Origin of the sequence: Acidovorax sp. 22279, assembly GCF_052045435.1 — a bacterium.
Taxonomy (GTDB): domain Bacteria; phylum Pseudomonadota; class Gammaproteobacteria; order Burkholderiales; family Burkholderiaceae_C; genus Acidovorax; species Acidovorax delafieldii.
The window spans coordinates 32,130-44,982 of record NZ_JBQEOV010000016.1 but is presented as its reverse complement, the minus strand read 5'-3'; the positions used below and the strand labels follow the sequence as shown (position 1 = coordinate 44,982).

Here is a 12,853-nt window from a genome sequence, read left to right as displayed (position 1 = left end):
TATGACGTTTCAATCTGCCTGGCGCCTGGGCCTGGTCAAGGTCTTTGCCTATGCGCTGCTGGCGCTGTTTCTGGTGCCTGCGGTGACCTACGTGTTCACCCGCCATGCCCAGACCGACCAGGACGCCCGTTTTGTGGCCGGTATCAGCCAGCGCATCGATGCCGAAAAGGGCCTGCCCGCCGACGAGAAGCAGGCGCGCAAGGACTATTACCGCAGCAACCCGCCGTCCACCATCTGCAGCAATGCAGACCCCGATGCCCGCGAATACCGCGAGGCGCTGTGCGACACCTTCTCCGATGTCTGGCAGTTCCACATGGCGCGCAAGCTGTCGCTGTGGACGCTGGTGGCCAGTGCGGCGCTGCTGCTGGCGGTGCTGGGGCTGGGGGCGCTGGCGTTTGCCGACCGCAAGCTGCAGTACGCGAGCTTTGTGGCGGGCTGGCGCCTGACGTCCTGGGCCAGCGCCACGGCGCTGGTGGTGCAAGGGACGATGGCGGTGTGGCTGTCCTTCTGGGTGACGGCGTTTTTCTTCCACAAGTACTCGCCCAAGCTGGTGCTGTTTGTGGGGTTTGCCGTGGCGGCGGGGGTGCTGGTGGCAGTGGCGGGCATCTTCAAGCGCGTGCAGTCCAGCAACCAGGTGGTGGGCGAGCTGGTGGCCGAGGCCGATGCGCCGCTGCTGTGGCAGCGCATTCGCCACCTCGCGCAGCGCCTGAAGACCGAGCCGCCCCGGCACATCGTGGCTGGCATCGATGCCAACTTCTTCGTGACCGAGGCCCCGATCACCGTGGGCCAGCAAACCCTCACGGGCCGCACGCTGTTTGTGAGCCTGCCGCTGCTGCGCATCCTGGACCAGACCGAGGCCGACGCCGTGCTGGGCCATGAGTTGGCCCACCTGCGCGGGGGCGACACTCGACGTAGCGCACAGCTGGGGCCCAAGCTGGTGCAGTTTGACCACTACCGCCACGCCATCCGCACCGGCGGGCTGTCGGCCATGGCGTCGCCGCTGCTGGACCTGTACCGCACCATCTTCGAGATCGCCCTGGCCAGCGACAGCCGCGAGCGCGAGTTCAAGGCCGACCGCCTGGCGGCCAAGCTGGTGAGCCCGGCGGCGATTGCACAGTCGCTGGTCAAGATTGCCGCCTACGCCCAGTACCGCTACCGCATCGAGGACGAACTGTTCGGCCGCAACGAGCGGCACGACAACAGCACGCTGGGCATTGCGAGTTTTGTGGCCCAGGGCTTGGCGCCGTACGCGGCATCGCCCGACTTTGTGGATGCGATGAAGACGGCCAATGTGCCGCATCCCTTCGACTCACACCCCGCCATGCCCGAGCGCCTGCGCAACGTGGGTATGGCCCTGAAAGAGCGCGACTACGGCGCGATTGCCGTGCGTGCGCCCGCCACCACCTGGGTGCAGGAGATATTGACCGCCGACGCCATCGAACAGCGGCTGTGGAGCGCTTACGAACAGCAGTTTGCGCAGGACCACGAGCGCAGCCTGGCCTACCGCTACGAGCCCGCCAACGAGCAGGAGCGAGCCCTGGTGTTGCAGTACTTTCCGCCCGTGGTGTTTGCCCTCAAGGGCGATGCGACGGTGGAGGTGAGCATCGACGGCATCCGCACCTCGGCCGATGAGACCACGGTGTTCTGGGACGCCATCAAGAGTCTGGAATTCAAGGAAAGCAGCTTTGGCAACGCGCTGATCGTGACCCACCTCGAGAAGAACGCCCTGGGCCTGGGCGCCAAGACCAGCAAGATCAAGCTGCCCGGCCTCAAGAAGGACAAGGACCAGTTCAATGCCGTGGTCAGCCACTACTGGCAGCGCCACCAGATCATGCGTGCGCAGCAACAGGCAGCGGGATGATTGCTATATTTTGTATAGCTGCTGAGGCAATGGGATGTAGCGCTTCAGCGCTGTAGGGCCAAAAGAATCCCATGCAAGGCGGTGGGAGGGCCGTTTGACGGGGCTGCGCACCCCCTCCAGCGCAGCCAGCCCCGTGGACCGTGGGGCGGTGCGTGGGGGCGTGTGGTCAGGCCGGCTTACTTGCGCACAAACTCCGGCCGGTCGTTTTGCTGGGGCTTGAGCGGCGCATCCACCTTGCCTTCGGCGCGTTCCTTGCGCCATTGCTCCTTGCGTGCCGTCCACTCGCGCAGGCGGGCGTGGGCCACGGTGCTGTCTTTTTCCATTTGCTCGTCATTGGCCAGCTGGGCCGACAGCTCCAGGCGAATGCCGTTGGGATCGAAGAAATAGATGCTCTTGAAGATGTGGTGGTCCGTCACGCCCAGCACTTCCACTCCATGCGCCTCCAGGCGCTGCTTGGTGTTCTCCAGCTCCTGCACGGTGTTCACGCGGAACGCAATGTGGTTGACCCACAGGGGGGTGTTGGGCGAGGGCTCGGCCTTCACGTCGTCGCCCAGGTCGAAGAAGGCGATGAACGAGCCGTCCTGCAGGCGAAAGAAGAAGTGGGTGTAGGGGCAGTACTCGCCGGTGCTGGGCACATAGTCGCTCTGGATGATGTGGTACAGCGGCAGGCCCAGGATGTCTTCATAGAACTGGCGCGTTTCCTCGGCGTCGCGGGCCTTGTAGGCGTAGTGGTGCAACTGCTGGATGGGGGCGGGTGCCGGCAGGCTGGCCAGGTCGGTCGGGTTCAGAACGGCGTTCATGCAGAGTCTCCTCAAATCGGTGAACGCAATTCTACTATTCGTAATTGATTTACGTTAAGTTAATTTTTATACCCAGAAGGCTGGCAGATGAGGACGGGCTGGCCCCAAAAAAAAAGCCACCCGGCGCAAGGCGCACGGGTGGCTGTTCGCAAGCAGCCGGAGGCGGGGCGGAGCAAGTCAGCCCGCTGCACCCAGGTCCGCTCGGCCTGGTTTACTGCTTCACGGCTTCAATCTGCACCACCAGGCGCACGTTCTTGGGGAAGCCCCATTCCACGCCGTAGTTCATGCCCCACTGGGTGCGGTCGATGGTGGCTTCAAAGTCGCCGCCGCACACTTCGCGCTTGAGCATGGGGCTGTCGTAGCAGTTGAACTGGTTGGCCTTGAGGGTCAAGGGGGCGGTCTTGCCCAGCAGTGTGAGCTGGCCTTCGACGCTGGCGACCTTGTCGCCGTTGAAGACGAACTTGCTGGAGACAAACTTCATCGTGGGGTGCTTGGCAGCGTCGAACAGGTCAGCGCTTTGCAGGTGCTTGTCAAACGCGGGGGTGCCCGTGTTCACCGAGGTCACGTCGAACGTGATCTCTGCCTTGCCCGACTTGCCAGCCTTGTCGAGCTGGACGGTGCCTTCCTTCTTGTCGAAGCGGCCGCGGTTCACGGCGGCGCCAAAGTGGCTGATCTCGAACGAGGCAAAGGTGTGCGTCGGGTCGATGGCGTAGTTGGCCGATTGGGCTTGGGCAGCACAGGCGAACAGGGTGGCGGCGGCAGCCAGGGCGAAGAGGGACTTGCGCATGGAAACTCCTGATAGATCAAAAAGGAAAGGACAAGGGAAAAGGGGAAGGCACCACCCGCCGGGTCCGTGCCCGGACGGCAGGCGTAGGCCGGTGGGGCCCGGGCCGAGGGGTGGCGCTCAGAGCTTGCCGACGCCGGTCAGCGCGAGCTTGAACTTGACCTGCACGTCGTCGGCCACCATGGAGGTGTCGGCCCACTCGTTTTCGCCGATCTTGAAGGCCAGCCGCTTGATAGGCAGCGCGCCTGTAGCCGTGGTGGTGGGGCCGCTTTGGGTCAGCGTCACGGGCACCACCACGTTCTGGCTGTTGCCCTTGATGGTGAGCGCGCCCGCCACTTCAAACTTGCCGCCGCCCAGGGCCTTGATGCTGGACGACACGAATTGGGCCTGCGGGAACTTGGGCACGTTGAACCACGCGGGCTTGGGCAGCTCTGCATCGGTCTCGCGCGAACCCAGCGTGGCGCTGCCAGTGTCCACCGTGAAGGCGATCTTGCTGGTGGCCAGTTTGGCCGGGTCAAACGCCACCTGGGCGCTGAACTTCTTGAACTGGCCTTCCAGTGGCACGCCCATCTGGCGGGCGGTGAACTGCACCTCGCTTTGCGCGGGCACCAGCTGCTGCTGGGCCAGGGCGGCTTGCGCGCCCGCAACGAGGGCAGCGCCGATCACGATGCGGGACAAGGTAGAAGACAGATGCATGCAGAAACTCCGTGCAATTCACAAAAGGTGGAAGCGGTGGTCGCAGGGGGGGAGCGACCTTTGAGGTGCGCAAGGCGCCCACCAGGGTTTGCCATGGCGCCCCGCAGGTGGAGGCTGGTTATTTCCCGGGCAGCATGCGGTTCAGCAGGCCATCACGGTCGACCAGCTGGTGCTTGAGCGCTGCGGCGATGTGCAGCAGCGCCAGCGCGGCCAATGCAAACGCGGTGTACTGGTGCCAGGGCTTGATGGCCTCGGCCAGGTCCTTGCTCACCGGCACAAAGTCGGGCAGCTGCCACAAGCCCAGGAACACGATGGGGAACCCCGCCGCCGAGCTGTAGGCCCAGCCAATCAGGGGCACGGCGAAGAAAAGCACGTACAGCAGGTGGTGGGTGCCGTGGTGTGCCAGCTTCTGCCAGCCGGGCATGGTCTTCTCGACCGCCTGGGGCAGCGCCGGTGGGCGGTGCGTGGCGCGCCACAGCAGGCGCAGCGCCGACAGCACCAGGATAGTCACACCGGCCCATTTATGCCAGTTGTAAAGCTTCAGCCGTTGGGGCGAAAAGGGCAGGTCGGCCATGTAGACGCCGACGCCAAACAGAGCGATCAGCGCCAGGCCCAGCACCCAGTGCAACAGCATGGCGGTGCGCGTGTACCGACGCGGGGTGTCGAGGGTCGTCGTGGAAGTGGCTGTCATCAGCGAATCTGGAGGTCGGTGCAAAAATGAGGTGAGCGAAGGCTGCAAGGTCCGCCGGACTTGGCGACACAACGCGCTGGGCGATGGCGCAGTGTAGGAAGCGCTGGCTGTGATCAGCTTCAGGCAGATTGATGCCTTGATTCAAATTTATTGAATCGATATGCCTTGAGCGCTCAAAGTTCCCCAATGCTGTGCAATTTCTGCGGAGCGGCTATTTGCTGGCATCCGCGGGGCACCGGCGCGGCGCCTGCCTGAACCTTGCTGGTGCGCCGGTGCCCCTGTGGAGACACCTTGGCGAATGGGGGAGGTGGCCGCATCAGGTGCAGCGATGGCGGGCTGTACGGGGGCGGGGCGCCAGAGCACCCCGCGATGCCCGGGTTATCGGGCCAGCGCGGCCTGTTTCCAGGCGCTGACGGCAGCGCTGTCGTCGCCGCGTTGCTCGGCCAGTTCGGCCACGTGGCGCCAGGCACTGGCGCGCATTGGCGCGTCGTTGAGCTGCTGGGCTGCCTGGGTCAGCAGCTGCTGGGCTTTGCCCCACAGCTGGCGCTTGAGGCAGGCCATGCCCGCCAGGTATTGCAGGCGGGCGTCGCGTGGGTTGGCTTGCTGGGCGGACTCGATGCGGGCCAGCCAGGGCCCGTCGAGCGCATCCAGCCCCGCCTCCAGCGCACGCACCAGCTTGAGGGCGTGTTGCTCGGCCAAGGCATCGGGCAGCTCCACCATGCGTTCCCACACGGGCAGCAACCAGGCACGCACCTGCGTGGCATCGCCGCCCAGTGCAGCCAGCCGCTGGGCGGCGTGGATGGCCAGCTCGGGCATGTTGCGCTCGCTGGTCTCCAGCGACAGCCAGATCTGCTGCAACTGAGCGACATCGTGCGCGCTGTTGATGAGTTCGGTGGCCAGGCCGCGCACGATGCTCTGTGCGGCATTGGGCGAGAACGCACGGTGCTTGCCCAGCAGGCGTGCGGTGTCCAGTGCTTCTTGCGTCTGGCGCGCCAGACGGGTGGCCTTGAGCTTGATGCGCAGCGCCAGGGTGCGCCGCGCGGCCCCCTGGGGCAGGGCTGCCAGGCGGTCGAGCGCCGCGTTGGCATCGCGGTCGTCCAGCGACCAGCGGGCGGCGCGCATCTGGGCGCCTTCGTGCATTTCCTGCTCGTTGATGGAGCCGCGCATGGGGGCTTCCTGCAGTGCGTCCTGCAGGTGGCTTTCGCGGGTGGCGCGGTCTTGCAGTGCGTGTGACGCCTCGGCGGCGATCATGTGGGCCAGCGCGCGCAGCTGCTTGCCGTGGGGCACCGCCTCGCCGCTGGCCTCCAGCGCGTGTTCTTGCGACAGCGCGGCCACAGCGGCCTTGCGCGAGCGGATGAACCGGCCGCCCAGCATGTGGGTCAAGGCGTCGAGCAGTGCGCCGTGCATGGCACGCTCTTTTTGCTGCACGCGCCAGCGGCGTGCCTGGTGTGGCAGCGCCAGCAGCGCCGCCAGGGCCCGCAGCGCCGCATAAACGGTGACAAAGCCGCCCACCAGCAGCAACACCACCATGTTGAGCGACAGGTCGATGCGATAAGGCGGCCAGTACAGGGTGACGGTGCCCTGGTTGTTGCCCGCAAACAGCGCGGCCGCCACTGCCACGCCAAACAACGCCAAAAGCCAGAGTGCAGCACGCATAGCGTCAACGTCCCGCAGCGGCGGTGGCCAGGGCCGACAGGGTTTCGTCCAGGCGCGGCAGCTCGGCCGCCTTCATGCTGGCCTGGGCCTGCTGCAGGGTGGAGGCCACGTTCTGGGTGCGGCGCGATGCGGGGTCGAAATACTTGTTGAGCGCTGCGGTGGCTGCGGTCAGGTCGGCACGGGCCGACTCGAACTGGCGTGCCAGGATGCCCAGGCGTGCATTGAGCAGCTTGAACTTGAGGTTCTCGCGCAAAAAGAAGGTCTGCTCAGGGGCCAGCAAGATGGCTTCGGGCTGGTCGATGCGGCTCACGCGCACCAGGCTGCGGGCCTCGTCGCGCACAACCTCCCAGCTACGCTGCAGGGCCGCTTGCCACCAGGCCAGGCCCTCGGTGGGGGCGGGGGCACTGCCAGGGGCTGCGGGGCCGGCGGACAGGCGCTTGGTCGAGGCGGCCTGGGCCACGGCATTGAGCACGGGCAGGTCGTCCACCTGGCGCACCAGGTCGTCCAGGCGGGCCAGCAGGCCGGCGGTGTCGGTCACGGTGGCGCGGGTCAGGCGGTCCAGGTCGCGGCCGATGGCGCGCTGCACGGGGGCCAGGCGGGGCTGGGCAGAGCGCTCGATGCGTTGGTTGGCGCTTTTGAGCGCTGCCACCAGCGGCTCCAGGCTGCCGGTGAGCTGGGCCTGTTGCTGCGCCAGGCGGATGGCCGACTCAATGTCCACCACCAGGTTTTCATCGCGCGAACGCGACAGGCTTTGCATGAGTTCTTCGAGCTGGCTGCGCTGCAGGGCGACCTCGCTCACGCGGGCCTCCGCCACCGACAGGCGAGCCGCCGTGTCGCGCACCAGCTCTTCGGCCTGGCGGGCCATGGTGCGGGCCTCGATGGCCAGGGCGCCCGAGTCGGCCGATTGCCGGGCCAGTTGCTCCTGGATGGCGCTGAGCTTTTGCCACAGCAGGCCGCTGCTGACCAATGCGGCCACCGCCACGGTGCCCAACAGCAAGGTCATGGCGCCACTGCGGCCGGTGGCAGCGGCTGGCGCAGCGGCCGAGGGGGCCGGGCTCACTGCTGGCGCGCCCACAGCGGCGGCCACAGGGGCTGCAGGGGGCGTGGAGGGCAGATCGTCGGGGGGCGCAGAACTCATGCGACCGATTCTATCGAGGCCACCACATCTTCCAGCGCCGGACGGCATTCCCGCACGGTGCCAAAGCCCGCTGCGTGGGCCGCTTCGGCGATGCGCGGGTGGGTGGCCAGCGCCTGTGCAGCGCCCCAGTATTGGCCGGGCAGGGCCTCGGCCAGGTGGGCCACCGCCTCGGAACTGCTCAGCAGCCAGACGGAGCCATCGTGCGCCGCCTGTTGTGCCAGCGCCACCTCCTGCGCCGTGAAGCGGGGCGCGCCGCGTTGGTAGGCCACCACAAATTCCACCTGACCGCCCCGCGCCTCGATCTGCTGGGCAAGCCACTCGCGGCCATTGCCCTGGGGCGATTCGTGTGCGCCCTGCGGCGTGGCGGAGCGACCGCGCACGATCAGCACGCGGTCGCCAGGCCGCACCTGGGGGGCCACCTGGCGCCACAGCGCTTCCGAGTCGAACTGCGGTGCGTCGGGCGCGGGCCCATCGATGGCGCTGCGCGATACGCCCGCCTGCTCCAGCGCGCGGGCGGTACCTGGGCCAGGTGCCCATGCTCTTGTTTTTGTAGCTGCCAGGGTATGAATATCCAGCGCTACAGGGTGATTTGGCTCCAAGAAGTGCGCCACGGCGTTGCCGCTGACAAACATCAGGGCGCGGTAGGTGCCGACGTTGGCGCGGGCCAAGTCCAGCGCCTGTTGCATGGTGGTGTCCGTGCAGGGAACAATCGCAATCAGGGGCAGCGCCACAGCCTGTATGCCGTGTGCGCCCAGTTGCGTTACCCAATGCGCCGCTTCGCGGGCAGGGCGTGTGACGATGACGCGGGGCGCGGCTGCGGCCATGTCAGGCCGGGGTGACGCCGCGCGCACCCCCAGCACGCAGGCGCTGCGCGATCGCATCGCCCAGTGCTTCAGCCTGCGCCAGTGTGGTGACAGGGGCAGAGGCCTGTGCGCGCACCAGCGGGGCTTTGTCCTCGGGGTCGCCCCAGGCGGCGTCCAGCTGCAGCACGCCGTGGGTGAAGGTGCCGTGCGCTGCCAAGGGCATCGAGCAGCTGCCCCCCATGGCGCGGCTCACGGCGCGCTCGGCGGCCACGGTCAGCCAGGTGGTCTGGTGGGCCAGCGGTGCCAGCGCGTCGATCAGGTCTTGCCGGTCGCTGCGCACCTCGATGCCCAGTGCGCCCTGGCCTGCAGCGGGCAGCATGGCGCTGGGCTCGAACGTGGTGCGGATGCGGGCTTCCAGCCCCAGGCGCTTGAGGCCTGCGGCGGCCAGCACGATGGCGTCGTACTGGCCTTCGTCCAGCTTGCGCAGGCGGGTGTCGAGGTTGCCGCGCAGGGGCTCGATCTTCAGGTCAGGCCGCAGAGCCTGCAGCAGCACCTGGCGGCGCAGGCTCGACGTGCCCACCACGGCACCCTGCGGCAGGGCGTCCAGGTTCTCGTAGCGGGGGGAGACAAAGGCATCGCGCGGGTCTTCGCGCTCCATCACGCAGGCCAGGGCAAAGCCCTCGGGCAGCTCCATGGGCACGTCCTTGAGCGAATGCACGGCAATGTGGGCGCGGCCTTCTTCCAGCGCCACTTCCAGCTCTTTCACAAACAGGCCCTTGCCGCCCACCTTGCTGAGGGACTTGTCCAGAATCTGGTCGCCCTTGGTGGTCATGCCCAGCAGTTGCACGCTGTGGCCACGGGCTTCGAGCAGCGCTTTGACATGCTCGGCCTGCCACAGCGCAAGGCGACTTTCGCGGGTGGCGATGACGATGGGGGGCGTTGGCGAGGGGCTCAAGTTCGTAACCTGTTTGTAATTATTCAGCGGCGCAGGATGCTAGCATGCGCCCGCACTGGGGCTGGTGCGGCCTGCGGCCATGCGGGCTCCACGCGCCAGGCCATCCCACCCATCCCGGAGACTCCTGCATGAAACGATCCGACAAGGACCAGCCCCTGATTGATGACATCCGCCTGCTGGGCCGCATTCTGGGCGACGTGATCCGGGAGCAGGAGGGGGTGGAGGCTTATGAGCTGGTCGAGCAGGTCCGCAAGCTCTCCGTGGCCTTCCGCCGCGACGCCGACCAGGAGGCCGACCGTGCGCTCAAGAAGCTGCTCAAGTCCCTGTCGGGCGACCAGACGGTGAGCGTGATCCGCGCCTTCACCTATTTCAGCCACCTGGCCAACCTGGCCGAAGACCGCCACCACATCCGGCGCCGCGCTGTGCACGAGCGCGCAGGCGACACGCAAGAGGGCAGCATCGAGGTCGCCCTGTCGCGCCTGCGCTGGGCTGGCATTGCGCCCAAGACGATTTCGCAGACGCTGGCGGGCAGCTACGTGGCCCCCGTGCTCACGGCCCACCCCACCGAGGTGCAGCGCAAGAGCATTCTGGACGCCGAGCGCGACATCGCCCAGTTGCTGGCCACGCGCGACGACATCCAGGTGCGCGCTCAGCTCTACAACAGTGCCAAGGACGCGCTCACCCCGCGCGAGCTGGCTGCCAACGAAGCCCTGCTGCGGGCCCGCGTGGCGCAGTTGTGGCAGACGCGCCTGCTGCGCTACAGCAAGCTCACGGTGGCTGACGAGATCGAAAACGCGCTTTCTTATTACGAAGCCACCTTTCTGCGTGAGATCCCCAAGATCTATGCGGACCTGGAAAACGAGCTGGGCCAGTACCCTGTGCACAGCTTCTTGCGCATGGGCCAGTGGATTGGTGGCGACCGTGACGGCAATCCCAACGTCACCGCGCAGACCTTGCAATATGCCCTGAGCCGCCAGGCCGAAGTGGCCCTGCGCCACTACCTGACCGAGGTGCACTACCTGGGCGGCGAGCTGTCGCTGTCGGCCCGCCTGGTGCAGGTGTCGGCCGAGATGGAGGCCCTGGCCCAGCGCTCGCCCGACACCAACGAACACCGCGTGGACGAGCCCTACCGCCGTGCGCTGACTGGCATCTATGCGCGCCTGGCCGCATCGCTCAAGGATCTGACCGGTGGCGAAGCCGCGCGCCATGCCGTGGCGCCACAAAACGCCTATGCCAGTGCCGAGGAGTTCCTGGCCGACCTGCGGGTGATCGAGGCCTCATTGCAGTCCCACCATGGCCAGGCCTTGGCTGCCGAGCGACTGCATCCGCTGATCCGCGCCGTGCAAGTGTTTGGCTTCCACCTGGCCACGGTGGACCTGCGCCAAAGCTCCGACAAACACGAAGAGGTGGTGGCCGAGCTGCTGGCCAAGGCCCGTATCGAGCCCAACTATGCCAGCCTGCAAGAGGCTGCCAAGCGCGCACTGCTGATCAAGCTGCTGAACGACGCGCGTCCGCTGCGCGTGGTGGGCGCGGAATATTCGGCCCACGCCCAAGGCGAGCTGGCCATTTTTGAAACCGCCCGTGTGATGCGCGAGCGCTTTGGCCACGAGGCCATCCGCCACTACATCATCAGTCACACCGAAACGGTGAGCGACCTGCTCGAAGTGCTGCTGCTGCAAAAGGAAGTGGGGCTGATGAACGGCACGCTGGATGCCGAGTCGAAGAACCACCTTATCGTGGTGCCCCTGTTCGAAACCATCGAAGACCTGCGCAATGCCGCGCCCATCATGCGCGAGTTCTACAGCCTGCCCGGCGTGGCCGCGCTGGTGCAGCGCAGCGGCGGCGAGCAGGACATCATGCTGGGCTACAGCGACAGCAACAAGGATGGCGGCATTTTCACCAGCAACTGGGAGCTGTACCGCGCCGAGATCGCCCTCGTCGAACTCTTCGATGAACTCGCCACCACCCACGGCATCCAGCTGCGCATGTTCCATGGCCGGGGCGGCACTGTCGGCCGTGGCGGTGGCCCCAGCTACCAGGCCATTCTGGCGCAGCCGCCCGGCACCGTGCGCGGCCAGATCCGTCTGACGGAGCAGGGCGAGGTCATTGCCTCGAAATACGCCAACCCCGAAATCGGCCGACGCAACCTGGAAACTCTGGTCGCCGCCACGCTCGAAGCCACCCTGCTGCAGCCCACCAAGCCCGCCACCAAGGCGTTTTTGGATGCTGCTGCGCAGCTCTCGCTGGCCAGCATGGGCAGCTACCGTGCGCTGGTGTACGAGACCCCGGGCTTTACCGACTACTTCTTCAACTCCACGCCCATCCGCGAGATCGCCGAGCTCAACATCGGCTCGCGCCCTGCCAGCCGCAAGGCCAGCCAGAAGATCGAAGACCTGCGCGCCATCCCCTGGGGCTTCAGCTGGGGCCAGTGCCGCCTCACGCTGCCCGGCTGGTTCGGTTTTGGCTCGGCTGTGGAAGCCTTCATCAACACCGAAGGCAAGGACCCCAAGGCCCAGCTGGCGCTGCTGCAAAAGATGTACCGCCAGTGGCCGTTCTTCCGCACCCTGCTGTCCAACATGGACATGGTGCTGGCCAAGAGTGATCTGGCCCTCGCCTCGCGCTACAGTGAACTCGTGACCGATGCGCGCCTGCGCAAGAAGGTGTTCACCAGCATCGAGGCCGAGTGGCACCGCACGGCTGATGCGCTCACCCGCATCACCGGCGACAAGCAGCGCCTGACGCACAACACCGCGCTGGCGCGGTCCATCAAGCACCGCTTCCCGTACATCGATCCGCTGCACCACTTGCAGGTCGAGCTGGTGCGCCGCTGGCGCGCAGGGCAGGGCGACGAGCGGGTGCAGACCGGGATTCACATCTCCATCAACGGAATTGCAGCGGGGCTGCGCAATACGGGCTGATCTGCGGGCACAGCGGTCCGAACACGCACTTTCCAGCCTGCTGCTATCGCGGGCACCCACAACAAAAAGGGCTCCCAATGGGAGCCCAGTTTGTTTGGCCAGTGTGGAACTGTGTGTCTAAAACACCTCCCATGGCAGCAGCATCCGCACGCGCGAAGTGCCACCACCATGGGAAGTCCCGCAACTGCGTCAATCGGTCATGCGATTACATGGCGCTGAATTCGCCCGAAGGGATCTGGCCGGTGCGCAGAGCTTCGGCAGCCTGGGCACGCACGGCAGCACGGTCAGCGGTGGATTTATAGGTCACCACACGCGAGCCAGCAGGCTCGATGCTGCGTGTTTGTGCCACGGTAGCGGCTTCGGCAGCCACTTCAGCGCGGGTGCGGTTCGTGTCGAACTTCAAGGCAAATTGCGAGCCATCGGCTTCGTCTGCATGGGCACCAAAAGCGGCGAAAGCGGCAACAGCAGCGACGGAGAGGAAACGGGCGGTCTTGTTCATGATGAAAATCCTTGAAAGTTAAAAAGCGTCTCAAAAAAGCCGGGTCAAAAAC

At 66.3% G+C, this 12,853-nt stretch carries 11 protein-coding genes; 2 read left to right on the top strand and 9 right to left on the bottom strand.

The window, feature by feature from the left end; all coding sequences use genetic code 11:
• Nucleotide 1 precedes the first annotated feature (1 nt).
• A complete protein-coding gene (locus ACTJKQ_RS19430; RefSeq protein WP_440597789.1) occupies nucleotides 2-1,861 on the top strand; it encodes a M48 family metallopeptidase in 1,860 nt (619 codons plus the stop codon).
• A 176-nt stretch (nucleotides 1,862-2,037) separates the two neighbouring features.
• Here ACTJKQ_RS19430 and ACTJKQ_RS19425 read toward each other — a convergent pair whose 3' ends face one another.
• The 8 genes from ACTJKQ_RS19425 to hemC form a co-directional block, all read right to left on the bottom strand.
• The gene (locus tag ACTJKQ_RS19425; RefSeq protein WP_440597788.1) at nucleotides 2,038-2,661 is read right to left on the bottom strand and encodes a VOC family protein; all 624 of its coding nucleotides are present in this window, start codon (nucleotides 2,659-2,661) and stop codon (nucleotides 2,038-2,040) included.
• A 211-nt stretch (nucleotides 2,662-2,872) separates the two neighbouring features.
• Nucleotides 2,873-3,448, bottom strand: coding sequence for a YceI family protein (locus ACTJKQ_RS19420; RefSeq protein WP_440597787.1), 576 nt, complete (start codon nucleotides 3,446-3,448; stop codon nucleotides 2,873-2,875).
• 117 nt (nucleotides 3,449-3,565) lie between these two features.
• Complete coding sequence (locus ACTJKQ_RS19415; protein ID WP_056066824.1) at nucleotides 3,566-4,141, bottom strand: YceI family protein; 576 nt, start codon at nucleotides 4,139-4,141, stop codon at nucleotides 3,566-3,568.
• A 118-nt stretch (nucleotides 4,142-4,259) separates the two neighbouring features.
• Nucleotides 4,260-4,832: a cytochrome b gene (locus ACTJKQ_RS19410; protein ID WP_056066827.1), complete on the bottom strand. Its 573-nt coding sequence runs from the start codon at nucleotides 4,830-4,832 to the stop codon at nucleotides 4,260-4,262.
• 378 nt (nucleotides 4,833-5,210) lie between these two features.
• Nucleotides 5,211-6,488 carry a heme biosynthesis protein HemY gene (locus ACTJKQ_RS19405; RefSeq protein WP_056066830.1) on the bottom strand — a complete coding sequence of 426 codons (1,278 nt, stop codon included), beginning with the start codon at nucleotides 6,486-6,488 and terminating at the stop codon, nucleotides 5,211-5,213.
• 4 nt (nucleotides 6,489-6,492) lie between these two features.
• Nucleotides 6,493-7,626, bottom strand: coding sequence for a uroporphyrinogen-III C-methyltransferase (locus tag ACTJKQ_RS19400; RefSeq protein WP_056748238.1), 1,134 nt, complete (start codon nucleotides 7,624-7,626; stop codon nucleotides 6,493-6,495).
• On the bottom strand, nucleotides 7,623-8,450 hold the full coding sequence (locus ACTJKQ_RS19395; RefSeq protein WP_440597786.1) for a uroporphyrinogen-III synthase: 828 nt from the start codon (nucleotides 8,448-8,450) through the stop codon (nucleotides 7,623-7,625). The genes ACTJKQ_RS19400 and ACTJKQ_RS19395 overlap by 4 nt, the downstream gene beginning before the upstream one ends.
• Before the next feature lies 1 nt (nucleotide 8,451).
• Complete coding sequence (hemC, locus tag ACTJKQ_RS19390) at nucleotides 8,452-9,384, bottom strand: hydroxymethylbilane synthase (RefSeq protein ID WP_121942264.1); 933 nt, start codon at nucleotides 9,382-9,384, stop codon at nucleotides 8,452-8,454.
• Nucleotides 9,385-9,512: 128 nt separating this feature from the next.
• On the opposite strand from hemC, the gene ppc reads away from it, so the two are divergent.
• On the top strand, nucleotides 9,513-12,302 hold the full coding sequence (ppc, locus tag ACTJKQ_RS19385; RefSeq protein ID WP_440597785.1) for a phosphoenolpyruvate carboxylase: 2,790 nt from the start codon (nucleotides 9,513-9,515) through the stop codon (nucleotides 12,300-12,302).
• A 205-nt stretch (nucleotides 12,303-12,507) separates the two neighbouring features.
• Here the strand turns inward: ppc and ACTJKQ_RS19380 are convergent, their stop codons facing one another.
• The gene (locus tag ACTJKQ_RS19380; RefSeq protein ID WP_192428445.1) at nucleotides 12,508-12,801 is read right to left on the bottom strand and encodes a DUF4148 domain-containing protein; all 294 of its coding nucleotides are present in this window, start codon (nucleotides 12,799-12,801) and stop codon (nucleotides 12,508-12,510) included.
• Nucleotides 12,802-12,853 lie beyond the last annotated feature (52 nt).